The sequence below is a fragment of the Sporosarcina sp. D27 genome, from assembly GCF_000586555.1.
In the GTDB taxonomy this organism is placed as follows: domain Bacteria; phylum Bacillota; class Bacilli; order Bacillales_A; family Planococcaceae; genus Sporosarcina.
In genome coordinates this window covers 24,995-48,713 of sequence record NZ_AZUC01000056.1, presented here as the reverse complement: position 1 = coordinate 48,713, position 23,719 = coordinate 24,995, and the positions used below count along the sequence as shown (strand labels likewise).

Here is a 23,719-nt window from a genome sequence, read left to right as displayed (position 1 = left end):
ACCTGTCTTCATCATAACCGATTTATCCCAAAATCGAAACAGTTTTTTTAAGAAACCCATGACAATATCCCCATTCCGATTAAAATAAGCCCGGCAAGTTTTCGTAAAGTTGTTCTATAACGCGGCTTGATTGTTAAGTTCGTACGCAATGCAAAGTAGGAAAGAACTAATGACATCATCCCCGTTGAGACGATGAAAAGCCATTTATTTAAATGCATTAATCCAAAAGACATACTTACAGAAAATCCATCCAAACTAACTGCAACGGCAATCAGAAGAGGACCCGCTACTTTGGATGCATTCGGATCTTCTTCTTGCAGTATCATATGTAATCCAATTAATCCCAGTAACACACTTGAGAGAATTCCGCTCCATTCCGAAAACAGTTGAGCAGAAAGTTCCCCCGCCATAAATCCAAGTAGAGGGAACGCAACATTCAAGAACGCCGTCCACAGAGCAATTAACCATTTCCGTTTTCGAACGTGCAGCAGTGTGTAGATGACGAGGATATCGATTGTTGTCACGCCAGCTGCAATGATTTCTACCAATAGAAGAACCTCCCCAAAGTTTACGCCAGTCCATCTTATGCGGCGCCAAGGGAGGCCATTCACGAAAGTTATTTAAATTGTTTTCGTAATCTTATTGTGCATCCGATTTTATATTCGAAAACCTTTTCCCGTCTGCAGCCTTTTTCAGCCGATTCATGACAGCTAGACCCATTCCTTCAGAAGGGACTTCCACCGCCAATATCACATCTGCTTCAGTTTCATCGCAATTTCGAAGGGCGTCATAAAGATTCGCTGCCAGCTGATGAGGATCTCCGTACGCACCTGTCGCAAAATACCAGGATGGCTTGTCCGTTTTCAATTCATCAGGTCCGATAACCGCAACTTTTTTACCTTCGTTCATCAAATCCTGCACAGCTTGTTCAATCTGTTTTGCATTTGGTTCAATTAACCAAACTGGTGCATCTGGAGAATAGTGCATGTATTTCATACCCGGAGCACGTGGCGCTTCCGATTCTTCTACACGTATTTCCGATCGAACAGGGCCAATAACCGACTCTATCATTTCGGCAGTGACCCCGCCAGGACGCAAAATGGCAGGTGGCGTTACTGTCATATCAATGACCGTCGACTCCACCCCAACACCTGTTGCACCACCATCTAAGATGAATGGAATTCTTCCATCTAAGTCTCGCGCGACGTGACTCGCTTTCGTCGGACTCGGTTTTCCGCTTCGATTTGCACTCGGTGCTGCAAGGGGGCCACCAAGTAGTCGCAACAACTTCAGCGCAACTGGATGATCTGGCATACGCAGTCCGACAGTCCCTCTTCCAACCGTGACACTTTCTGCGATGACGCCTGGCTTTTCATTGAAAATCAACGTTAGCGGGCCTGGCCAAAATGCTTCCATCAACCGGAGCGCACTTCCAGGGATTTCTGCCGCATACTCGTTCACTTCTTCTTTAGTTCCTATATGTACGATCAGTGGATTGTCAGAAGGGCGGCCTTTTGCTTCAAAGATCCGTTTTGTTGCACCTGGATCAGTGGCAAGGGCTCCAAGGCCATACACCGTTTCTGTTGGAAACGCTACAAGACCTCCATTTCGCAAACAATCCACAGTTTGTTGATAACTATCTATGTTATCAACATCTTTATCCACTTTTAACGTTCGAGTGTTCATAAATTCATCCTCCTTTTCAACGCTTCTAGCAAAGTTATCCACAAGTATCTATGGATATCCTTATTCGAACCAAGAAGTTATCCACTCCCATACGAAGAATTTTACTTCTTCTTCATTCTCTGCAGTCTCTACCTTCTCTTCTTCCGGGTAACAAACTTTTGGAAAAATGGAACACCACCAGTTCGCGCCGCGTCCACTTCCAATCGTCAATACGTATGCGTCATAAATATCTTGTGGATAAATCTCAAAGCCCACTCGCTTTGCTGGAAACAGTGCGTTTTTTCGTTCAAGAGTAACGACACGATCGGGTGAATGCAAGTTTGCAGCAGCTAGCATTTCTACTTCAAGCTCTTCTAGTTCGCTTAGCAACTCTTCTTCAGTAGTCGCTCGTGCAATCGCACCTGCGATCATTGGCTCAATTGCTTGTTGAATACGCATTTTGATCGCTTGATCTGCAGGAGCATCCGAGTGTGCGAGAATACGATAGCGAATTGGCTCTTCACTTGTGTGCTCTTGAAAGAGTGTGAGAATCGCTTGAAGCATAACAAGTATTAAAATGAATTCTATGAGAGCGATTACTCGCTTTCTCCATTTATAGTTCGGTTCAGTTGTCAAAATCGGTTGTTGTGCGAGCTGTGGATAATCTGGTAACATGTCATCCCCTCCTGACCTCATTGTGGACAGGTTCAGAAGAGTTTATTCACTGAATCTCACAAAATATCATTCGATCTTTCCCATTCATATCTTGGACGGCTTCAATCTTACTTTTCGGAAAAGCATTTTGAAAGAGTCGTTGAACGGAGGATGCTTGTAAATAGCCAATTTCCAGACCAATCAAGCCGGGTTTCTTCATAATAGCAGGTAGTGTTTCCGCAAGCTTTCGATAGAGTACGAGACCATTTTCTTCAGCAAAGAGCGCACCATGCGGTTCGTAATCCAAAACGGTAGGCGACATGGATGATGCTTCGTCCAACCCTATATATGGTGGATTGGATAACACGATATCCCACTTTTCGTTTTGTAGAGGTTGCGCCAAGTCCCCTTGTACAAAGGTCACTTGAGAACCGTTCTGCTCCGCATTTTGGCGGGCAACCGTGAGTGCTGCTTCACTAATATCAGTAGCAGTCACTTGTGCATTCGGACATTCAAGTTGGAATGTCACTGCAATTGCACCACTTCCTGTACCAATATCCGCCACTCGTATCGGCTCATTACCGAATAGCTTAGTTGCTCGATGCATAGCTCCTTGGACCAGTTCTTCCGTTTCAGGTCTCGGAATGAGTACGTCTTTTGAGACGATAAACGGCCGTCCGTAAAACCATTCTTGCCCGATGATATGCTGAATAGGTTTACCGGTTAACAATTCCGATGAGAGATCCTCGAATTGGAGCATCTGCTGTTCGGTCAGCGGTTCGCGCAACTCAGCAAGAAGGGACGCTCGAGATTTTTGCGTAACGTGCTCTAGAAGCAAAAACGCCGCGTTGACGTCCAACCCTTTACTAGCAAGTCGCGCCTCTAATCGTTTTAGCGTTTGTTGGATCGTCTCAATCATGGGCTTCCAGACTTTCTAATCGACGCGCTTGGTCTTCTAGCGTAAGTGCTTCAATCACTTCATCCATTTTCCCTTCGATAATCTGATCCAGCTTTTGAATGGTGAACCCGATCCGATGGTCTGTGACTCGATTTTGTGGGAAGTTGTACGTTCTTATACGCTCTGAACGATCTCCAGTGCCTACCGCAGATTTCCGTTTTTCATCGTATTCCGCCTGCGCTTCAGATTGGAATTTATCGTAGACGCGTGCACGTAAAACTTTCATCGCTTTCTCTTTGTTTTTGATTTGCGATTTTTCATCCTGACATGAGACAGTGATGCCTGTCGGCAAGTGAGTGAGCCGAACTGCAGACATGGTCGTATTGACGGACTGACCTCCAGGACCTGATGATGCGAATGTATCGGTTCGGATGTCTTTGTCATGCAGGTCGATTTCGACTTCTTCTGCTTCAGGTAAGACGGCTACAGTGGCGGTAGATGTATGGATACGACCGCCTGATTCCGTTTCCGGGACACGTTGGACTCGGTGTGCTCCATTCTCAAATTTCAGTTTCGAAAATGCTCCATTCCCGCTAATCATGAAGATGATTTCCTTGAAACCGCCCAGTTCAGTCGGAGCAGAGTCCATTACGTCAATTTTCCAGTGATTGAGTTCTGCAAATCTGCTATACATGCGGTAAAGTTTGGCGGCAAATAATGCAGCTTCGTCTCCACCTGCGGCCCCACGGATTTCCATGATGACGTTTTTGTTGTCGTTCGGGTCCTTTGGTACGAGCAACAACTTCAATCGACCCTCGAGTGTTTCAATAGTCGCTGAAAGCTCTGAAAGTTCAGCTTTGATCAGCTCTTCCATATCGGCATCCGTGGATTCTTCGAGCATTTCTTTGGCGTCTCGTTTCGCTTCTATTGCGTCCTTGTACTCCCTATAGGCGTCTACGGTTTCTTGTAAGTCCGATTGCTCTTTGGAATAGGTTCGGAGTTTGTTCAGGTCGCTGACAACTTCTGGATCACTCAGCAATTCGTTCAGTTTTTCGTATCGATCTTCAACTGCTTGGAGTCTGTCATACATAATCGATTCACCTCTAATTAGTTTGGTCTTAGTGTTATTGTACGGTATTGCTGCTCGCAAATATACAGTGCACATGTCGCAAGCTGATTGTGTGGATAGATTTTGTTGGATAAAGTAAGGAAGAGACAATCTGCTTAGCAGCTTGTCTCTTCAGCATGTTGTTATTTAGCGGTTGGTTGGATGGAAATCCCTTTTGGTACATCGTGGTGCATGCGACATCTGGGTTCGTATGCCTCCGACGCCCCAACTAAGATAATGGGGTCGTCAAAGCCTGCGGGTTTCCCGTTGATGAGACGTTGAGTTCGGCTTGAAGGTGAACCACAGATCGTGCAGACCGCTTGTAATTTCGTGACGATTTCCGCAATCGCCATCAGTTTCGGCATTGGGCCGAATGGTTCTCCTCGGAAGTCTTGATCGAGACCGGCGACGATCACTCGAAACCCGTGGTTTGCGAGTTCCATAACGGTATCGACAATTCCATCATCAAAAAATTGAGCTTCATCTATTGCAACGACATCACAATCATCCGTTACTTGTGCAACAATATCAGCTGAACAGGAAACCGGCATCGCAATGACGGTTGTCCCATTATGGCTGACGACCGCTTCTTCACTGTACCGGTTGTCAAGTTCCGGTTTGAAAACAGCGATTTTTTGTTTAGCGAATTGAGAGCGTCGGATCCGGCGAATCAGCTCTTCAGATTTCCCTGAGAACATACTTCCGCAAATGACTTCAACCCATCCGCCTTGCATCGAAACGTACATGGTGAATCCCCTTTCGTCTATCTGAAAAATAAGGATAAGTGCTCGTAAAACCAAAATTCCCGCCCGGCGCAAGTGCACCGGACGGGAACTGGAAAGCCGTTCTTACTTGCCTTCTTCTTTGAGGCCATATTTCTTGTTGAAGCGGTCGACGCGGCCGTCCGCTGCAGCAAATTTCTGGCGTCCAGTGTAGAATGGGTGGCATTCTGAACAAACTTCTACTTTAATGTCTTCTTTGACAGAACCTGTTTCGAATGTGTTACCACAAGAACATGAAACAGTTGATAGTTTGTAATCTGGGTGAATTCCTACTTTCATCGGTCTCTCTCCTCTCGCCCTGAACCATCTGGTACAGAGTTTTTATTCTGGTTGGCTTTCGCCTTCCCAGTAAAAGACAGATGCCTTACACGACCCGTGTATGTCAGTCGTATATGAATCATATGAGTTAATCTTATCAAATTGTGTGGCTGTGCGCAAGGTTTTTGTTTGAGAAATTTGGTGAGTAGACTGGGTTCATTTCCGTTTCAATGTTTGGCTATCAACAGTGTTGATCTACACTTCAGACAGGCGCGATCCTACAGGATGTAGGTCATGCAACCGTTGCGACAGGAAGCCACGCAATTATGTTGTTTTCTTTATCAATCCCCTAGCAGTCGCCGTCTTTCGTTTCGATCAACGGTAATTGTTTGCGCTTGGCCAATCGCTTTAATCAAAGAATTCACATCATGTGTATCGTTTGAGAAGATATTGCTCGTGACGCTCCGTTTTCATTTGCAAAACCGGACTGTGCGACGCCTTCCGCTTTAGGAGGAGTCTTTGTTTAAGATTAAGGTCCCTACTTATGAGAAGTTTGCTCATAAATATCGGAAAATGATCATAAAAACGGGATTCTGCTCATAAACGCTGTAAAGTGATCATAAATCTTGGATTACGCTCATAAATGCCGGAAAGTGATCATAAAAGCAAAATAGTGCTCTTAAATCTTAAATAGTGCTCATAACCTTGCCGTCAGCTATACGTATCAATGAAATTCCACGCATAACTCCTTAATCCGGAGATAAAAGCAGGCAGCCATCTATTGGCCGCCTGCTTTTTGTTAGAGTAACCCTTTTCCATTACGCTGGTTTTTCATATCGCCGTTTAGTTTTTCGAAGAATTCGGCGTTGGATTTGGATTGTCGGAGTTTCTTTAGGAAACGTTCAGCGAAGTCGGGGGCGTCTGAGAATGTTTTTCGGATTGCCCATAGTTTTTCGAGTTGGCCCGCTGGGACGAGGAGTTCTTCTTTGCGGGTTCCTGAACGACGGATGTCGATGGCCGGGAAGATTCTGCGTTCTGCGAGTGTGCGGTCCAAGTGCAGTTCCATGTTGCCGGTTCCTTTGAATTCCTCGTAAATGACTTCATCCATTCGTGAACCTGTGTCGATGAGGGCCGTTGCGAGAATCGTCAAGCTACCGCCTTCTTCTAAATTACGTGCCGCACCGAAGAATCGTTTCGGACGGTGGAACGCAGCTGGATCGATCCCTCCGGACAATGTACGTCCGCTTGGTGGAATAATCAGGTTATAGGCGCGTGCGAGACGTGTGATAGAGTCCATGAGAATGACAACATCGCGTTTATGTTCTACGAGTCGCATCGCACGCTCCAGTACCAATTCTGCCACTTTTACATGGTTTTCAGGAACTTCATCGAATGTGGAGCTGACGACGTCTGCATTCACTGAGCGCTCAATGTCTGTTACTTCTTCTGGACGTTCGTCGATGAGTAGGACGATGAGTTCTGTATCAGGATGGTTTGTAGTGATTGCATTTGCAATTTCTTTTAGCAACATCGTTTTACCCGCTTTTGGCGGTGCGACAATCAGGCCACGTTGTCCAAAACCGACTGGAGATACTAAGTCCATGATTCTTGTGGATAGATTGCTTGAATCTGTTTCCAACTTAATATGACGCGTCGGATAAAGCGGTGTTAGCGCTGGAAAGTGGACGCGTTCTCTTGCGACTTCAGGGTTTTGCCCGTTGACCGCTTCGACTTGCAGGAGACCATAGTAGCGTTCGTTCTCTTTTGGTGGGCGTACCTTCCCTGTGACCTTATCCCCGTTTCGTAAATCGAATCGGCGGATCTGGGAAGCTGAAATGTAGATATCTTCAGAACTCGATGAGTAGTTGATCGGGCGTAAGAAGCCATAGCCTTCAGATTGAATGATTTCTAGTACGCCTTCCATGAAGAAGAAGCCTTCTTGTTCAGCACGTGATTTCAGTATGGAAAAGATGAGTTCTTTTTTTGTCAGTTTGCTGTAATAGCTAATTTTATATTCCTTGGCAAGTGCATAAAGCTCTTTGAGCGTCATGTTTTCCAAGTCAGCTAAGGTTATCATTGTCATTATTGGCACCACTCTTTTAAAGTTTAGGATTCATATGTTTTGGGGGTGCAGCAATTGCTGCTGGGGTACAAAAGAATTGCCCGGCTGAAGTGCCGGGCAATTTAGGGGTTACTTAGTCTTTCATCACAAGATGAGGTTTTTTGTCCATGCTATGACGTCCTTCAACAAAACGGATAGTACCAGACTTAGAGCGCATTACGAGTGAATGCGTTTTAGAGTGGCCACCTGTGAATTGTACGCCGCGAAGGAGCTCGCCATCTGTTACACCAGTTGCTGCAAAGATTGCGTCGTCCCCTTTTACGAGGTCGTCCATGTAAAGGACTTTGTCGACATCGATGCCCATTTTCACGCAACGCTCTCGTTCAGCATCATTCATAGGAATGAGTTTCCCTTGGATTTCTCCACCCAGACATTTCAGTCCTACTGCTGCAATAACGCCTTCAGGAGCTCCGCCAAGTCCGAAAAGAATGTCGACGCCTGTACCTTCGAATGCTGTGTTGATAGCACCCGCTACGTCTCCATCGTTAATGAGCTTGATGCGAGCACCCGCAGCACGGATTTCAGCGATGATGTCTGCATGTCGTTCACGATTTAAAACGGTTGCCGTGATTTCGTTTAATTTCTTGTTTTTCGCTTTTGCAACAGCATTCAAGTTGTCAGTGACTGACGCATTAATGTCAATTTTACCAACACACTCAGGGCCCACTGCAATTTTGTCCATATACATATCAGGGGCATTCAGGAGATTTCCTTTGTCCGCGATAGCGAGAACCGCAAGTGCGTTCCAACCGCCCGATGCTACGATGTTTGTCCCTTCAAGTGGATCGACTGCAACGTCTACGAAAGGTCCAGTGCCTGTTCCAAGCTCTTCTCCAATGTATAACATTGGCGCTTCGTCCATTTCACCTTCACCAATCACAACAACGCCTTGCATCGGAATTGTATCAAACACCGTGCGCATTGCCGTTGTTGCTGCGTCATCCGCTTCGTTTTTCAAACCTCGTCCCATCCAGTGCGATGCGGCAACTGCCGCTGCCTCTGTCACACGTACAAGTTCCATCGATAAACTGCGTTCCATCTCTAGAATTCCTCCCGTTTTCTGCTAGTTGCAGATTGTGTAACTGTCTCAATCGTTCGCTCTATTATAGCACACGTTTGAATGAGCACTAAACTGTTTTATAAATTGCTTTGAGCGTCATCTTCATCAGGAACTTCCACTTTTTGAATGGATGCACCAAGACCATGCAGTTTTTCGATTAAACCACCATAGCCTCGTTCAATATGTGAAATCCCTTGAATTTCAGTTTCCCCTTCAGCAATCAATCCCGCAATGACAAGCGAAGCACCAGCACGCAAATCACTCGCCTTCACTTTTGCTGCATGGAGCGGTGTGGGGCCATGAATAATCGCAGAACGTCCTTCGACCTTACTACTTGCGTTCATCCTACGAAGTTCATCAATCTGTTTGAACCGTGCTGAATAGATCGTATCCGTAAGCATTGAGGCTCCATCCGCTTGAGTGGATAGTACGCAAAACGGTTGTTGCAAGTCCGTTGGAAATCCTGGGTAAACGAGCGTTTTCACATCAACCGCCTTGAGCGCCTTCGTTTTTGGAATGAAAATCTTTTCTTCCTCTTCTTCCACAACAACGCCCATTTCCCGGAGTTTCGCTGTTACTGCTTCCACGTGGAGTGGAATAACATTCTCGATTGTGACACCATCACCAGCAGCTGCTGCCATAATCATGAACGTCCCGGCTTCAATACGGTCCGGAATGATGGTGTGACGTGTGCCGTTTAGGCTCTCAACGCCTTCAATTCTAATTACGTTCGTACCTGCACCTTTAATGTTGGCACCCATGTTGGATAGCAAGGTTGCAACGTCAATAATTTCGGGCTCTTTCGCTGCGTTTTCAATGACGGTTTTCCCCTTCGCGAGTACCGCAGCAAGCATGATATTGATCGTCGCGCCAACGCTGACGATATCCAGGTAGATCTTCGCACCCTTCAGCTCATCTGCGCGCAAGTAGATTGCGCCATGTTCGTTTGTGACTTTGGCTCCGAGTGCTTCAAAACCTTTAATGTGCTGATCAATCGGGCGGGGTCCTAAATGACAACCACCAGGTAATCCGATGACCGCTTTTTTAAATTTCCCGAGCATGGCACCCATTAAGTAATACGAGGCACGTAACTTTTTCACGTTACCATTCGGAAGCGGCATGGAAATCATTTCAGAAGGATCGATGGTCATCGTTCCATCTTGAAAATCTACGTTGCCTCCGATATCTTCGAGCAAGTTCTGTAACGTATGGACATCGGAAATTTCGGGCAGTCCTTCTATCGTAACTGGGGAATCCGCTAAAATGGACGCAGGAATAAGTGCAACTGCACTGTTTTTCGCTCCGCTAACTTTAATGTTTCCCTTTAGAGGGGTGCCGCCTTGTATTTTATATACTTCCATTTCAATCTCCTTTACACAATCACTTGTTGTCGCGGGCTTCCCAATCCTTCAAGAATTGTTCAATCCCTTTGTCTGTCAGTGGATGGCTGAACAGTTGCTGCAATACTTTAAATGGAACTGTTGAGATATGAGCACCTGCAAGTGCACCATTTGTAATCTGTTGTGGGCTTCGGATTGATGCTGCAATAATTTCTGTGTCAATGTTGTGGATCGTAAAGATATCTGCAATTGTTTCGATCAATGCTAAACCATCTTGACCGATATCATCGAGTCTGCCGATGAACGGAGACACGTATGTAGCTCCGGCACGCGCTGCCATCAATGCTTGGTTTGCACTGAAAATCAGCGTTACATTCGTCTTGATGCCTTCAGCCGCGAATACCGAACATGCTTTTAAGCCTTCAGGAGTCATTGGCAATTTTACAGTAATATTCGGTGCGATGGCTGCAAGTTCACGACCTTCTTTAATCATGCCTTCAGCATCGAGTGCAATAACTTCTGCACTAACTGAACCTGGGACAAGTGCCGTAATTTCTTTTAACCGATCGTGGAAAGAGATATTCTCTTTCGCCACGAGTGAAGGGTTTGTTGTTACTCCAGACAAAATCCCCCAACTGTGGGCTTCTTTAATTTCTTCAAAATTCGCTGTATCGATGAAAAATTTCATAGTCCGTGCTCCTCCTTAAATTTGAAAAGGAGGAGATTCATCCGTTTCCGGAATGTCTCCCCCTATAGGTTTTGTCTAGTCATTTACGCAAGAAACGCTCAGTAGGTTACGCTTTTTGAGAACTACCGAATTCACGCATTTTCTCCACAACTGTTGCTTGAATCGCTTCACGCATAGGTGAGAGGAATTTACGTGGATCGTAAACTTCTGAGTCAGCCGCTAGCACTTCACGTACTTTCTTCGTTCCTTGAATTTGGTTTTCAGTGTTAACGTTGATTTTTGATGTTCCTAGTGAAATGGAACGCTGGATATCTTTTGTCGGTATTCCAGTTCCACCATGTAAGACGAGTGGAAGATCCGATTGGTTCGAAATCTCTTCCATTTCCTTGAATCCTAGATTCGGCTCACCTTTATAAGGACCGTGTACAGAACCAAGTGCTGGTGCGAGGCAATCGATGTTCGTTTCATCAACAAGACGTTTACACTCTGCAGGGTCTGCATACATGACGCCTTCTGCAATTGTGTCGTCTTCCTGACCACCGACTAGGCCTAGTTCCGCTTCAACGGAAACGTTTTTAGGATGCGCATATTCCACGACTTGCTTTGTAATCGCAATGTTTTCTTCGATAGGCTTTGCAGAAGCATCAATCATGACGGATGTGAATCCAGCGTCAATTGCTTCCTTACACTTTTCAAGACTCGATCCATGATCTAGATGAATCGCAACCGGTACTGTGATTTTGTAGTCGTGCATAAGACCCTTAACCATGTGAACGACTGTTGTAAAACCACCCATGTAACGTGCTGCACCTTCAGATACACCTAGGATGACTGGCGAATTTTCAGCCTGGGCCGCTTGTAGAATCGCTTGCGTGTATTCTAGGTTATTCAAGTTGAATTGCCCGATTGCATATCCTTCCCGCTTACCTTTAATCATCATTTCTTTCATTGATACGAGTGCCATGTGCAGTTCCTCCTTCGAATATGGAAACGGATCGCGTTCGATTTATTTTTTGATGTATTCCACCTTCATCATATCAAAAAAACCGGTCCACTTCCACTTAGGAAGTAGACTCTAGGTTTCTCGTAACAAATGATTAATGGTATGTCGTACTTGGTGGATGTCAAATGGTTTTGTGAAATAGTGGTCAGCCTGATGTTGCGCTTCCGAATCAGAAGCTTCTATTACGTCATATGCTGTCATCATGACAACTGGTAGGTTTGGTCTGTCACTTTTTACTTGTTTCAGGACTTCATCCCCATTCATTCCAGGCATTTTCATGTCTAATAGGATGCAGTCCGGTTCGTCGTTCTCTACGCGAAGTAACGCCTCTTTACCAGTTGCGGCAAGGACGGTTTCATAACCTTCTTTTTTGAAGACTTCATCGAGCAACAGACGAATACCAGCTTGGTCATCTACGATTAACAACTTTTTCAAACTGCCCACTCCCTTTAATATATAGTCACTACTTTAGTCCGAATTAAATTAGTTTGAATATTATTAGTAATTTGACAAAAAGGTAATAATTCCTGCTTTTATCGCTAAATGATTTCTAATTCACTATACTACTTATGGAGGTGTAGTTATGAAAATGTTGACGACACAAATTGCAGGTCTCTTGCAAAGGACTGCAACAAACCATGAAGAGGCGATCGAAGACACCGCTAGACTGCTTGCTCAGGCAGCTGTTGGCGATGGGCGTGTGGTATTGGTAGGAATAAAAGAATTGAAAGGAGTCGTGATCAACGCAATAGAAGGTGCTGAACCTTTTACTAACGCGACTCAGTTTTCTAAGGATCTTGAATTAGGTACTATGGATCGTGTTTGGCTGTTTACACGAAGCTCGGTGGATGAAGATGTTCTTGAAATCGCAAGAGATTTAGCAAAACAGAACGTTGCGTTTGCAGTTGTGGCATCAGAGAAAGCAACGGATAAGAATGAGCTGTCGGAGCTTGCAGATATCTATATTTCAACAGGAATTTCCAAAGGCTTGTTGCCAAACGATGAAGGTGGACGCGTCGTGGAACCCCACTTGCTTGCATCGTTGTTTGTTTACGAAGCCGTGAAGCTTTCTTATGATGAAATGTTGATGGATATTTAATGGAGTTTTAATAATATTAGGGGATTTCGGATCAGGTTTGTGGGGCTTCCTGTTGTGCTTGAGCAGATTCAGCTTTGCTTGAGCAGTTTTCCGGCCTGCTTGAGCGGATTCGGCTTTGCTTGAGCAGTTTTTCGTCCTGCTTGAGCGGATCCGGCTTTGCTTGAGCAGTTTTCCCACGCGATTGAGCGGATATTCCCCTTCCCGATATTAATTCATAAAAACCCCCTATTCTGCATCACGCGGAATAGGGGGTTTGGCTTTCATTACTTTTGGTGAGCAAGTGCAGCTTTCACGAAGCTCTTGATAAGCGGTTGTGGAGCTGTTGGACGTGATACGAACTCTGGGTGGAACTGGCATCCAATGAAGAACGGATGACTTGGTACTTCGATAATTTCTACGAGACGCTCGTCCGGGCTAATTCCTGAAATGACCATACCTGCGTCTTCAAACTGCTTTTGATAAGCAGTGTTGAATTCGTAACGATGACGATGACGCTCTTCAACGAGGTCCTTACCATACGCTTCATATGCTTTTGAACCTTTTTTCACTTCACATGGATAGCTTCCTAGTCGCAATGTGCTTTCGTCTTCGCGTCCGTTACGGAAGTCCGGGTGCAACAAGAAGATTGGATCCTTGGTATGTGCATCGAATTCTACTGAATGTGCATGTCCAAGACCCATCACGTCACGTGCATATTCAACTGCTGAGAGTTGCATGCCAAGACCTGTTCCAAGGAACGGAAGATCATTTTTACGTGCATAAGCAATCGCATGGATCATTCCATCTACTCCGCGCTCTCCGAAACCAGCTGGTACGAGCAATCCGTCTACGTCTGATAGCAATTCTGCTACGTTTTCAGCAGTGACTTCTTCAGAGTTAATCCATTTAATGTCAATATCTGCATCAAACGCATACCCTGCATGATACATTGCTTCCACGAGAGAAATGTACGCATCTTGCAATTCCACGTATTTTCCAACGAGTGCAACGCGAACCGTTTTGGATAGGTTCTTCACGAGACTAACGAGTTTTTTCACTTCGTCCATTTCAGGTTGCTTCACATCTAAACCAAGGTAATCGACAACGATATCGTCCATCTTTTGTTCATGCAAACGAAGTGGCACTTCGTATAATGTTTCTGCATCTCTCGCTTCGATGACTTCTTCCGGCTTAATGTTACAGAACAACGAAATTTTATCTTTCATTTCCTGCGGGATTGGATACTCGCTTCGCAAGACGATCATATTCGGTTGGATACCTAGGCTACGCAGCTCTTTCACACTGTGCTGTGTAGGCTTTGTTTTCATTTCTCCTGCCGCTTTCAAATAAGGAACGAGTGTATTGTGGATGTACATGACATCATTTTTGCCTAGGTCCGTTTTCATTTGACGGATTGCTTCAAGATACGGTAATGATTCAAAGTCACCGACACTACCACCGATTTCTGTAATGACGACGTCTGCATGCATTTCTTGTCCTGCACGCTTAATGAGTGTTTTAATTTCGTTCGTAATGTGTGGAATAACTTGAACAGTTGCTCCGTTATACTCGCCATTACGCTCTTTTTGAAGAACGAGTGAATACACTTTCCCCATCGTGATATTAGAATATTGGTTTAGATCGATGTCGATAAAACGCTCATAGTGACCGATATCGAGATCTGTTTCTGCTCCGTCTTGCGTGACAAACACTTCGCCGTGCTGAAGTGGGCTCATCATAGTCGGATCAATGTTAATATATGGATCGAATTTCTGCATTGTCACTTTCAAGCCACGATTTTTAAGAAGTCTACCGAGTGATGCTGCATTTATGCCTTTTCCGAGTGAGGAAACGACACCGCCTGTAATGAATATATATTTCGTCATGAATGATTCCTCCAATGTGTGTAGTAGTCGGGAAAAGCTAATTTCTATATGGTGCAATAACGAAAAAACGCCCCTGCTGCAGTATTCTCTGCAGAAGGAGCGCTTAAACATCCGTTCGTTTGTCCTTTAAAAAGGAGCCCAATTAGATTGTATAGCGGATGACTTTAGAAGTCAAGGAATGATTATAATTCTTCTTCCTCTTCCTCTTCTTCCTCTTCGTCTTCTTCATCTAAATCGATGTCTTCATCAGGAATGATTTCAAGACCTTCGGCAGGATCTTCGACTTCATCTTCGTCAGAATCTACTTCATCGTCGTCATCATCATCTTTTTCATCGCCGAGTTCTTCATAGTCTTCTTCGAAGATTTCATCCTCGTCCAAGTCATCCAAGTCTTCCAACTCGTCATCATCGTCATCGTCTGAAGCTTTTTTCTTTTTCTTACGAGTTTTAACGACAGGTGCAGTTTCTTCTTCAATCTGGTCGACTGGGTACCATTCACGAAGTGCCCATCCGCCGTCGTTCATAGCCATGAAACGACCGTCGATGTTGATGTCTGTGTAGAATTGGGGAAGGCGTTCTTCCATTTCTTTTTTGCTGATTCCTGTAAGACTACGGATTTCATCCATTAGTTTTTGAAATGTAATAGGTTCGCGACGATCTTCAAAAATCGCAAAGGTAATGTCGATCAGTGATTCCTCAAGTAGTTGTTCTTTTGTCATGTTTTTATAGTCCATGAGATGCACGCCCTTTCTGAAGCTTTTTTCATGTATTCGACTGGTGCTTTGTTACTGTGTTTTTCTATTCATGCGGAAACGCTTGAATTCTTTCCAGCTGATCACGAGTAAATAGACGGCCGCGAGCAGGAAGGGAACTGCACCAAATCCTTCTCCGTATAGGAGATAGGTTAGTACGATTAGTGTGATTATGATAACAAGATGAAGTGCCATCTTCAACTTCCGCACCCCTTTTCGGCCATTCTTTATAGTATACTCGGGTTTTGGGTTTAAAATCCACTGAAATTCATTTTGTTTGTGAATAAATTCATGTGGGCTAGTAGGACTGTGTTGAACTGCACTTCAGACGGACGCTTTCCGCGGGCTCAATCTCAGTCTCCTCAGTTCGCTTCGCTCCTTGCGGGGTCTTCGATTTTCGCTGATCCGCAGGAGTCGCCGTCTTTCGTTTCGATCAACGGTTATTCTGGCTATATAGGATATTCTCTGGAAGTTTTGAGGAGAGTGGATCTCTTATAAACTAAAGATAAACATAGAAACCACATATAGCGAGCAGCCTCTACGTTAAGCGGATGGATAATAGAAAACGCTGCTAATTCCAATTCCGCAAATCGCATGCGAAAAAGCACCAAATAGAGCGTGGGGTTCCCGCGCTCTTTTGGTGTTTTTGTTACATATTACGACGGTATTGCCCGCCTACTTCGTATAGGGCGTTGGTGATTTGACCGAGGCTTGCGACTTTTACGGTTTCCATGAGGGCCTCGAAGATGTTGCCACCTGAGATGGCGAGTTGTTTTAGGTCTGCTAGTGCTTGTTCTGCCTCGCTGCTGTGAGCGGATTGGAACGTACGCAGGTTTTTGATTTGTGTTTCTTTTTCTTCTTGTGTTGCGCGTGCGAGTTCCATACTGTCGATGTCTTCTTCAGATGGCGGGTTCGGGTTCAAGTAGGTGTTGACGCCTATGATTGGGAGCTCGCCTGAATGTTTCTTCATCTCATACAGCATGGATTCTTCTTGAATTTTGCCTCGTTGGTACTGTGTTTCCATTGAACCAAGGACCCCGCCACGGTCGTTGAGTTTGTCGAATTCTTGAAGGACTGCTTCTTCGACAAGATCCGTCAATTCTTCTGCGATGAACGATCCTTGGAGCGGGTTTTCGTTTTTCGAAAGTCCGTGCTCTTTTGTTATGATCATTTGGATCGCCATTGCGCGACGCACAGACTCTTCCGTAGGTGTCGTGATCGCTTCGTCATACGCATTGGTGTGGAGAGAGTTACAGTTATCTTGCAATGCCATGAGTGCTTGCAATGTTGTACGAATATCATTGAAATCGATTTCTTGGGCGTGAAGCGAACGACCTGACGTCTGAACGTGATATTTCAGCTTTTGGCTACGGTCGTTAGCACCGTATTTCTCACGCATTGCAACTGCCCAGATGCGACGTGCAACGCGACCAATAACTGTGTACTCCGGATCGAGACCGTTCGAGAAGAAGAACGATAAGTTCGGTGCGAAGTCATCGATGTTCATGCCACGGCTCAAATAGTATTCGACATACGTGAAGCCGTTTGCGAGTGTGAACGCAAGTTGCGAAATCGGATTTGCTCCGGCTTCAGCAATATGATAGCCCGATATGGACACAGAATAATAATTACGTACTTTTTTGTTAATGAAATACTGCTGGATATCCCCCATCATACGAAGTGCAAATTCTGTTGAGAAGATACACGTATTTTGCCCTTGGTCTTCTTTAAGAATATCGGCTTGCACCGTTCCACGGACTACTTTCAGCGTTGCTTCTCGAACTTCCGTGAATTCGTCAACCGATAAGGCGCGGCCGAGTTCTTCTTCCTGTTTCTTCACTTGCTGATCAATCGCAGTGTTCATGAACATCGCTAAGATAATCGGCGCTGGACCGTTGATGGTCATTGAAACGGAAGTCGATGGCGCACAAAGATCAAATCCAGCATAGAGCTTCTTCATATCCTCAAGCGTACAGATGTTAACGCCAGATTCCCCTACTTTTCCGTAAATGTCTGGGCGTTCGTCAGGATCTTCTCCGTAAAGTGTTACCGAGTCGAATGCTGTAGATAGACGTTTCGCATCGTCGTCTTTCGACAAGTAATGGAATCGGCGATTGGTACGTTCCGGCGTACCTTCTCCCGCGAACTGACGTTTCGGATCTTCCCCTTCACGTTTGAATGGGAATACGCCTGCTGTATACGGATATGAGCCTGGTACGTTTTCTTTGTATACCCAGCGAATAATCTCGCCGTAGTCTTTGAACTTCGGTAACGCCACCTTAGGAATTTTTAAACCGGATAAGCTCTTTGTCGTGAGCGCTGTCCGGAGTTCTTTATCCCGGATTTTCGTGATGAATTCGTCTTTTGCATACGATTCTTTCAACGTGTTCCAGTTATCCAGAATACGTCTAGATTCTGCAGTCATCTCGTTGCGCACATTGTCATGGAGCATTTCAAGGGATTTCACGAGTGCATCTTCAGGTGACTTTTCTCGCACTTCTGCGAGCGCTCCTTCAAGCTGATACATTCTCGTTGCAAGATGGGCTTGCTGTTCTGCGTGTTTATGGTAACCACGTACCGTCGTAGCGATTTCACGTAAGTATTGCAGGCGGTCGTTCGGAATGATGACGTTCTGTTTCTGTGTTTTCACGAATTCAGTGTAAGACGTCGTCCAGTCGCTTCCACATTTTTTATTCAGCGTATCAACGATTGCAGCGAATAGCGTATTCGTCCCTTTGTCATTGAATTGGCTCGCGATTGTACCGTAGACAGGCATTGTTTCCAACGATTTATCAAATAAAAGGCGGCTACGTTGGTACTGCTTCTGAACTTGGCTCAATGCATCTTCTGAGCCTTTTCGTTCAAATTTGTTGATGGCAATCAAGTCTGCAAAGTCAATCATGTCGATTTTCTCGAGTTGTGAGGGTGCCCCGAATTCGCTCGTCATCACGTACATCGATACGTCAGAGACTTCGTCGATTTCTGCGTCCCCTTGCCCGATCCCGCTCGTTTCCACGATGATCAGGTCATAGCCCGCTACCTTGACGATATCAAGCACATCTTTCAATGCGCCGGAAAGTTCCGTACGGGAGCCACGTGTTGCAAGACTGCGCATGAAGACGCGCTTATTGAAGATTGCATTCATCCGAATCCGGTCACCTAGAAGCGCACCGCCCGTTTTTTGTTTCGTCGGGTCAATGGACAGAATCGCGACTTTTCGATCCGGTAGTTCATGAAGGAATCTGCGGATTAATTCATCTGTTAGAGAACTTTTTCCGGCTCCTCCTGTTCCCGTAATCCCGAGAACCGGCGTTCCTTTGGATAGTTCACGCGCGCGATTCAGTAGAGTCGATGCTTTCTCGTCTTGATCATCATAATGCTCTTCTGCATACGTAATAAGGTTCGCAAGCAGTTCGGGCTTTGTCGTTTCGACTTGCTCCAAATAAGCCATTTCGTCCTTCACTTCCGTCGCGTAATCGCACTCTTCGACCATGCGATTGATCATCCCTTGGAGGCCGAGTTTGCGACCATCCTCAGGAGAGAAGATCCAGGCGATGCCGTATTGGTGCAGCTCTTTAATTTCTTTCGGGATAATGACGCCGCCCCCGCCGCCGTAGATTTTAATATGACCCGCGCCGCGTTCCTTCAACAAGTCATACATGTATTTGAAGTACTCGACATGCCCACCTTGGTACGATGAAATCGCAATTCCTTGGACGTCTTCCTGGATTGCAGCGTTCACAACTTCTTCTACAGAGCGGTTGTGTCCGAGGTGAATGACTTCTGCACCCGTCGATTGTAAAATGCGTCGCATGATGTTAATGCTCGCATCGTGCCCGTCAAATAGACTTGATGCCGTCACAAATCGCACGTGATGTGTCGGTTTGTAGATCTCTTGTTGCGTTTCTGCTGTTGCCATATTCGTGCACCCCTTTGCTTTGTTTTCCATTCCCCATTCATTAATTGCTAGCAGGCTTCACTAATCCGTTCAGTAACTGGTCGGTTTGAAATTCAATATAGCCATCTAATGTATACATCTGTTTCAGTTCCCATCTACGGAATGCCCACATTTGCCCTTGGATCACGATGTGGTGTGCCGCAAGTCCGATGCTGTTTTCCGTGATGCGTAGCTCCCCAGCATCTGAGCATGCACGAAGTAGAGTTTCGAATAACCCTGTCATTCCACGTTCTTTTTCCAGCACATATTCGAGCGCATTTTTCGGCAGCGATTTCGATTCCTGGTACATGACGACGAATTCATCAGACAAATCATCGATTAGCCTGTAATAGACGTCGATTGCACGGGTGAGTCCGTCAATCGTCGCTTCTTCGTCCGCAATTCCCGAAAGACGGTGCTGCACTTCGTTGTAAATCGTGTCACAGACGAGGTACAGCACGTCTTCTTTCGTACGAATGTACTCGTATAGCGTGCCGATACTAAATCCTGCTTCTTTTGCGATTTCCCGTGTCGTCGAGCGGTGGAATCCTTTTTGTTTGAACAACCGGACGGCGCCTTGGATAATCTGGTCACGCCGCTTTTCGATTAAATCGCCATCTTTTACAGACGACTTTACTTGATGTTTCAGTTCCATCATCTGACCCCCTTTTTACTTCGTCAGCATACGGGAGATGACGAGGCGTTGCACTTCTTGCGTGCCTTCATAGATTTGCGTGATTTTAGCATCGCGCATAAAGCGTTCGACTGGATAGTCTTTCGTATATCCGTATCCACCATAGACTTGAACCGCTTCTGTAGTGACCTTCATCGCCGTGTCGCCCGCCATGAGTTTCGCCATTGCGGAGGCTTTTCCGTATGGTAGGTTGTTGGACTCGAGCCATGCAGCTTGGTATGTCAATAGACGAGACGCTTCTGTCGCCGTCGCCATGTCTGCAAGTTTGAAACCAATCCCTTGGTTCGCAGCGATTGGCTTTCCGAATTGTACACGCTCTTTTGCGTAACCTGTTGCTGCGTCCAGTGCACCTTGAGCGATTCCGACTGCTTGAGCTGCAATTCCGTTACGTCCACCGTCGAGGGTTTTCATCGCGATGATGAAGCCTTGACCTTCTTCACCGAGCATGTTTTCTTTCGGCACACGGCAGTTGTCGAAGATGATTTCTGTTGTTGGTGATGAACGAATGCCGAGCTTTTTCTCTTTTTTCCCAACAGAGAAGCCTGGATAATCTGCTTCAACGATGAATGCAGTCGTCCCTTTGTGCTTCGAGTCTGCGTCAGTTACCGCAAAGACAATATAGATGTCAGCGATGCCACCGTTTGTGATGAAAATCTTCGAGCCGTTCAAGATATAGTCGTCACCATCGAGTTTTGCTGTTGTTTTCATGCCGCCAGCGTCGGATCCTGATTGAGGTTCTGTCAGCCCATACGCACCGATTTTCGATCCTTCAGCCATTGGACGAAGGTATTTTTGCTTTTGTTCTTCGGTACCATATTTAAACACTGGCCATCCAGCGAGTGACGTATGGGCAGATAGAGTTACCCCTGTTGACGCACAAACGCGTGACAGTTCTTCGACTGCGATAACGTATGCGAGGTAGTCGCTTCCGATGCCACCATATTCTTCTGGCCAAGGAATCCCCGTAAGTCCAAGTTCCGCCATCTTCTTGAATAAGTCCATGTCGAAGCGTTCTTCTTCGTCACGTTCAGCTGCTGTCGGTGCGACCTCGTTTTCTGCAAAGTCGCGGACCATTTTGCGGATCATTTCGTGTTCTTCAGAAAGTGTAAAGTTCATGGTGAGTTCCTCTTTTCTATTGGATTCGTGGCTTGCTTTAGTGGATTCATGAGTCGCTTGATCAGATTCGCGGCTTGCTTGAGCGGATTCGTGGCTCGCTTGATCACTTTTCCGCTGGCTTGAGCGGATTCGTGGCTTGCTTGATCACTTTCCCGCTTGCTTGAGCGGAACCGCGGCTCGCTTGATCACTTTCCCTCTTACTTGAGCGGATTCCCAGCTTGCTTGATCACTTTCTTCTTGCTTGAGCGGATTCGTGACTCGCTTGATCACTTTTCCTCTTGCTTGAGCGGATTCTCGGCTCTCTTGATCACTTTTCCGCTGGCTTGAACGGATTCGTGACTCGCTTGATCAGATTTTTTTATTTATAGGAGATAGCCTGACAGATTTGATTGCCACCACGGCTCTCCTAATTTACTAATTACTTCGTAAGATTCTTGGAAATTACGATGCGTTGGATTTCGCTCGTGCCCTCGTAGATTTGAGTAACTTTTGCGTCGCGGAAGTAGCGCTCCACGGGATAGTCTTTCGTGTACCCATAGCCACCAAATACTTGAACGGCTTCGATTGCGTTGTCCATCGCCGTTTGGGAGGCAAAAAGTTTAGCCATGGATGCTTCTTGTGCGCATGATTTGTTTTCAGCACGAAGTTGAGCTGCTCGATAAACGAGTAAACGCGCGGCTTCTGTAGCGGTTGCCATATCTGCAATTTTGAAGCCGATCCCTTGATTTGCAGCGATTGGTTTACCGAATTGGACACGCTCTTTCGCATAGTCAGTAGCAGCTTCAAGTGCTGCTTCTGCGATACCAAGTGCTTGTGCTGCGATACCGATTCGTCCGACATCGAGGTTTTCCATGGCGATTTTGAAGCCTGCATTTTCCTCCCCAAGCAAGTTTGCTTCAGGTACAAACATATCTTCGAATGTGAGCTGGACGGTACGAGAACCGTGCATGCCCATTTTGTCTTCGTTTTTCCCGATAATTAATCCCGGAGTATCACCATCTACGATGAAAGCCGAAATGCCATATGATCCTTTTGATGGATCAGTTGCGGCGAAGACGATGTAAACGTCCGCTTCCCCACCATTTGTGATGAATACTTTTGAGCCGTTCAGGACGTAACCGCCGTCCTTTTTCACAGCTCGCGTTTTCAAGGAGCCTGCGTCTGAACCCGATGCAGGTTCTGTCAGACAGAATGCGCCGAGTAATTCGCCAGCTGCCATTCTTTTTAAATATCGTTCTTTCTGTTCTTCTGTTCCGAAGTATAGAATCGGGTTGGTACCTACGGATGTATGTACAGAAAGAATGACTCCGACCGTTGCGTGCACTTTCGAAAGTTCGTGGATTGCACTAATGTACGAGACGAAATCCATGCCAGCGCCACCATACTCTTCAGGAACGGTAATCCCCATGAGTCCGAGTTCCCCCATCTTCTTGAGAATTTCTGTCGGGAATTCATCCGCCTCTAAGTTTGGAATAAATGGTTCGATTTCCGCTTTTGCAAAATCCTTTACCAGTTTGCGCATCATCTGTTGTTCTTCGGTGAAATGGAAATCCATAAGTTAGTCCCCTTTTATGAGTACGAGTAGAAGCCCCGCCCTGATTTTTTGCCGAGCCATCCAGCATTAACGTATTTACGAAGTAGTGCACACGGGCGATATTTCGGATCGCCATAGCCTTCTTGCAGCGTTTCCATAATGTACAGGCATGTGTCGAGTCCGATGAAATCTGCGAGTTGAAGTGGTCCCATTGGATGGTTCATCCCAAGCTTCATAACTTCGTCGATCGCTTCTTTCGTTGCGACACCTTCTTGGAGTGTGAAAATCGCTTCATTGATCATCGGCATAAGGACACGGTTTGCAACGAATCCTGGGTAGTCATTCACTTCCACAGGTACTTTACCAAGTTTGTTCGTCATGTCCTCGACAGCTTGATATACGGCGTCTGATGTAGATAAACCACGAATAATTTCAACGAGTTTCATAACCGGTACGGGGTTCATATAGTGCATGCCGATGACTTGTTCTGGACGCTTCGTTGCCGCTGCGATTTCTGTGATGGGCAATGATGATGTGTTCGTGGCAAGAATCGTGTGCGACGGTGCAATTTCGTCCAGTTGTTTGAAAATGGATTTTTTGATGTCCATGTTTTCTACTGCCGCTTCGATGACAATATCAACGTTTTTAGCATCATTGATATCAAGTGATTTCGTGATGCGACCAAGGACAGCTTGTTTTTCATCTTCTGTCATACGCTGTTTTTCTACGTTGCGAGCTAGGTTTTTCTCGATAACTTTGATGCCTTTTGCATAAGATTCCTCTTTGACATCATTGAGGGTCACATTGAATCCTGCTTGCGCACAAACTTGCGCGATGCCGCCACCCATTTGACCTGCGCCGATTACCATTACGTTTTGAATGTTCATGTATGTTCATCCTTTCAGGTTGGTGTTGATTGGTGGTGCGTGCTTTCAAGGTTCAGATGAAATGTTGTTAATCTGGCATACTCGAAATGCTCATAAACTTTTGATTTTGCTCATAAATATTGGATTGTGATCATAAACCTCCGCACGCGGCGGAATCCAATCGCTCACGGGCTCCACAATGTCGCGCAAAGTGCTCTTAACCAATCAAAACCAAGATTAATTGGTGTGCTTCGCTTTGCGAAGCATTTTCTGTAGAG

22 protein-coding genes are annotated in these 23,719 nt (G+C 45.7%); 1 reads left to right on the top strand and 21 read right to left on the bottom strand.

Features of this window, described 5'->3' with window-relative positions; genetic code table 11:
- Positions 1-47: 47 nt before the first annotated feature.
- The 13 genes from N693_RS0114700 to N693_RS0114640 form a co-directional block, all read right to left on the bottom strand.
- Positions 48-548 (bottom strand): manganese efflux pump, encoded by a 501-nt coding sequence (locus N693_RS0114700; protein WP_025785587.1) that lies wholly within the window; start codon positions 546-548, stop codon positions 48-50.
- Between the two features lie 91 nt (positions 549-639).
- Entirely contained in the window at positions 640-1,686 is a 1,047-nt protein-coding gene (locus N693_RS0114695; protein WP_025785586.1) for an L-threonylcarbamoyladenylate synthase, read from the bottom strand.
- A 60-nt stretch (positions 1,687-1,746) separates the two neighbouring features.
- The gene (locus tag N693_RS19335) at positions 1,747-2,340 is read right to left on the bottom strand and encodes a stage II sporulation protein R (protein WP_025785585.1); all 594 of its coding nucleotides are present in this window, start codon (positions 2,338-2,340) and stop codon (positions 1,747-1,749) included.
- 46 nt (positions 2,341-2,386) lie between these two features.
- Positions 2,387-3,238, bottom strand: coding sequence for a peptide chain release factor N(5)-glutamine methyltransferase (gene prmC / locus N693_RS0114685; RefSeq protein WP_025785584.1), 852 nt, complete (start codon positions 3,236-3,238; stop codon positions 2,387-2,389).
- On the bottom strand, positions 3,231-4,307 hold the full coding sequence (prfA, locus tag N693_RS0114680; protein WP_025785583.1) for a peptide chain release factor 1: 1,077 nt from the start codon (positions 4,305-4,307) through the stop codon (positions 3,231-3,233). Before prfA ends, prmC begins: the two co-directional genes overlap by 8 nt.
- A 161-nt stretch (positions 4,308-4,468) precedes the next feature.
- Complete coding sequence (locus tag N693_RS0114675) at positions 4,469-5,071, bottom strand: thymidine kinase (protein ID WP_025785582.1); 603 nt, start codon at positions 5,069-5,071, stop codon at positions 4,469-4,471.
- Positions 5,072-5,173: 102 nt separating this feature from the next.
- Entirely contained in the window at positions 5,174-5,386 is a 213-nt protein-coding gene (gene rpmE, locus N693_RS0114670) for a 50S ribosomal protein L31 (protein ID WP_025785581.1), read from the bottom strand.
- A 778-nt stretch (positions 5,387-6,164) separates the two neighbouring features.
- Positions 6,165-7,448 carry a transcription termination factor Rho gene (rho, locus tag N693_RS0114665; protein ID WP_025785580.1) on the bottom strand — a complete coding sequence of 428 codons (1,284 nt, stop codon included), beginning with the start codon at positions 7,446-7,448 and terminating at the stop codon, positions 6,165-6,167.
- 112 nt (positions 7,449-7,560) lie between these two features.
- Positions 7,561-8,526: a class II fructose-bisphosphatase gene (glpX, locus tag N693_RS0114660; protein ID WP_025785579.1), complete on the bottom strand. Its 966-nt coding sequence runs from the start codon at positions 8,524-8,526 to the stop codon at positions 7,561-7,563.
- A gap of 98 nt (positions 8,527-8,624) precedes the next feature.
- Positions 8,625-9,908: a UDP-N-acetylglucosamine 1-carboxyvinyltransferase gene (locus N693_RS0114655; RefSeq protein ID WP_025785578.1), complete on the bottom strand. Its 1,284-nt coding sequence runs from the start codon at positions 9,906-9,908 to the stop codon at positions 8,625-8,627.
- A gap of 19 nt (positions 9,909-9,927) precedes the next feature.
- Positions 9,928-10,575, bottom strand: coding sequence for a fructose-6-phosphate aldolase (fsa, locus tag N693_RS0114650; RefSeq protein WP_025785577.1), 648 nt, complete (start codon positions 10,573-10,575; stop codon positions 9,928-9,930).
- Between the two features lie 106 nt (positions 10,576-10,681).
- Entirely contained in the window at positions 10,682-11,539 is an 858-nt protein-coding gene (locus N693_RS0114645) for a class II fructose-bisphosphate aldolase (RefSeq protein WP_025785576.1), read from the bottom strand.
- 111 nt (positions 11,540-11,650) lie between these two features.
- Positions 11,651-12,022, bottom strand: a complete 372-nt coding sequence (locus N693_RS0114640) for a response regulator (protein WP_371257566.1) — start codon at positions 12,020-12,022, stop codon at positions 11,651-11,653.
- A gap of 139 nt (positions 12,023-12,161) precedes the next feature.
- Between N693_RS0114640 and N693_RS0114635 the strand changes: the two genes are divergently transcribed.
- A complete protein-coding gene (locus N693_RS0114635; protein ID WP_025785574.1) occupies positions 12,162-12,677 on the top strand; it encodes a DUF2529 family protein in 516 nt (171 codons plus the stop codon).
- 263 nt (positions 12,678-12,940) lie between these two features.
- On the opposite strand, the gene N693_RS0114630 is transcribed toward N693_RS0114635, so the two are convergent.
- The 8 genes from N693_RS0114630 to N693_RS0114590 all read right to left on the bottom strand — a co-directional run bounded on the left by N693_RS0114630 (position 12,941) and on the right by N693_RS0114590 (position 23,462).
- The gene (locus N693_RS0114630) at positions 12,941-14,542 is read right to left on the bottom strand and encodes a CTP synthase (RefSeq protein ID WP_025785573.1); all 1,602 of its coding nucleotides are present in this window, start codon (positions 14,540-14,542) and stop codon (positions 12,941-12,943) included.
- Between the two features lie 182 nt (positions 14,543-14,724).
- Complete coding sequence (gene rpoE, locus N693_RS0114625; RefSeq protein ID WP_025785572.1) at positions 14,725-15,276, bottom strand: DNA-directed RNA polymerase subunit delta; 552 nt, start codon at positions 15,274-15,276, stop codon at positions 14,725-14,727.
- A 51-nt stretch (positions 15,277-15,327) separates the two neighbouring features.
- Complete coding sequence (locus tag N693_RS20280; RefSeq protein WP_156028934.1) at positions 15,328-15,495, bottom strand: hypothetical protein; 168 nt, start codon at positions 15,493-15,495, stop codon at positions 15,328-15,330.
- A gap of 448 nt (positions 15,496-15,943) precedes the next feature.
- On the bottom strand, positions 15,944-19,213 hold the full coding sequence (gene icmF / locus N693_RS0114615) for a fused isobutyryl-CoA mutase/GTPase IcmF (protein WP_025785571.1): 3,270 nt from the start codon (positions 19,211-19,213) through the stop codon (positions 15,944-15,946).
- 40 nt (positions 19,214-19,253) lie between these two features.
- The gene (locus tag N693_RS0114610) at positions 19,254-19,886 is read right to left on the bottom strand and encodes a TetR/AcrR family transcriptional regulator (RefSeq protein WP_025785570.1); all 633 of its coding nucleotides are present in this window, start codon (positions 19,884-19,886) and stop codon (positions 19,254-19,256) included.
- 15 nt (positions 19,887-19,901) lie between these two features.
- Positions 19,902-21,041: an acyl-CoA dehydrogenase gene (locus N693_RS0114605; RefSeq protein WP_025785569.1), complete on the bottom strand. Its 1,140-nt coding sequence runs from the start codon at positions 21,039-21,041 to the stop codon at positions 19,902-19,904.
- 418 nt (positions 21,042-21,459) lie between these two features.
- Complete coding sequence (locus N693_RS0114595; protein WP_025785568.1) at positions 21,460-22,596, bottom strand: acyl-CoA dehydrogenase; 1,137 nt, start codon at positions 22,594-22,596, stop codon at positions 21,460-21,462.
- Positions 22,597-22,610: 14 nt separating this feature from the next.
- Positions 22,611-23,462 (bottom strand): 3-hydroxybutyryl-CoA dehydrogenase, encoded by an 852-nt coding sequence (locus tag N693_RS0114590; RefSeq protein ID WP_025785567.1) that lies wholly within the window; start codon positions 23,460-23,462, stop codon positions 22,611-22,613.
- Positions 23,463-23,719 lie beyond the last annotated feature (257 nt).

Coding starts and splice junctions, on each gene's coding strand:
- N693_RS0114630 (WP_025785573.1), bottom strand. CDS start 14,542: ATGACGAAATATATATTCATTACAGGCGGTGTCGTTTCCTCACTCGGA.
- N693_RS0114595 (WP_025785568.1), bottom strand. CDS start 22,596: ATGGATTTCCATTTCACCGAAGAACAACAGATGATGCGCAAACTGGTA.
- fsa (WP_025785577.1), bottom strand. CDS start 10,575: ATGAAATTTTTCATCGATACAGCGAATTTTGAAGAAATTAAAGAAGCC.
- rpmE (WP_025785581.1), bottom strand. CDS start 5,386: ATGAAAGTAGGAATTCACCCAGATTACAAACTATCAACTGTTTCATGT.
- rpoE (WP_025785572.1), bottom strand. CDS start 15,276: ATGGACTATAAAAACATGACAAAAGAACAACTACTTGAGGAATCACTG.
- N693_RS0114610 (WP_025785570.1), bottom strand. CDS start 19,886: ATGGAACTGAAACATCAAGTAAAGTCGTCTGTAAAAGATGGCGATTTA.
- N693_RS0114695 (WP_025785586.1), bottom strand. CDS start 1,686: ATGAACACTCGAACGTTAAAAGTGGATAAAGATGTTGATAACATAGAT.
- N693_RS0114675 (WP_025785582.1), bottom strand. CDS start 5,071: ATGTACGTTTCGATGCAAGGCGGATGGGTTGAAGTCATTTGCGGAAGT.
- glpX (WP_025785579.1), bottom strand. CDS start 8,526: ATGGAACGCAGTTTATCGATGGAACTTGTACGTGTGACAGAGGCAGCG.
- N693_RS0114590 (WP_025785567.1), bottom strand. CDS start 23,462: ATGAACATTCAAAACGTAATGGTAATCGGCGCAGGTCAAATGGGTGGC.
- prfA (WP_025785583.1), bottom strand. CDS start 4,307: ATGTATGACAGACTCCAAGCAGTTGAAGATCGATACGAAAAACTGAAC.
- N693_RS0114655 (WP_025785578.1), bottom strand. CDS start 9,908: ATGGAAGTATATAAAATACAAGGCGGCACCCCTCTAAAGGGAAACATT.
- N693_RS0114645 (WP_025785576.1), bottom strand. CDS start 11,539: ATGGCACTCGTATCAATGAAAGAAATGATGATTAAAGGTAAGCGGGAA.
- icmF (WP_025785571.1), bottom strand. CDS start 19,213: ATGGCAACAGCAGAAACGCAACAAGAGATCTACAAACCGACACATCAC.
- rho (WP_025785580.1), bottom strand. CDS start 7,448: ATGACAATGATAACCTTAGCTGACTTGGAAAACATGACGCTCAAAGAG.
- N693_RS19335 (WP_025785585.1), bottom strand. CDS start 2,340: ATGTTACCAGATTATCCACAGCTCGCACAACAACCGATTTTGACAACT.
- N693_RS0114635 (WP_025785574.1), top strand. CDS start 12,162: ATGAAAATGTTGACGACACAAATTGCAGGTCTCTTGCAAAGGACTGCA.
- prmC (WP_025785584.1), bottom strand. CDS start 3,238: ATGATTGAGACGATCCAACAAACGCTAAAACGATTAGAGGCGCGACTT.
- N693_RS0114605 (WP_025785569.1), bottom strand. CDS start 21,041: ATGAACTTTACACTTTCTGAAGAACACGAAATGATCCGCAAAATGGTC.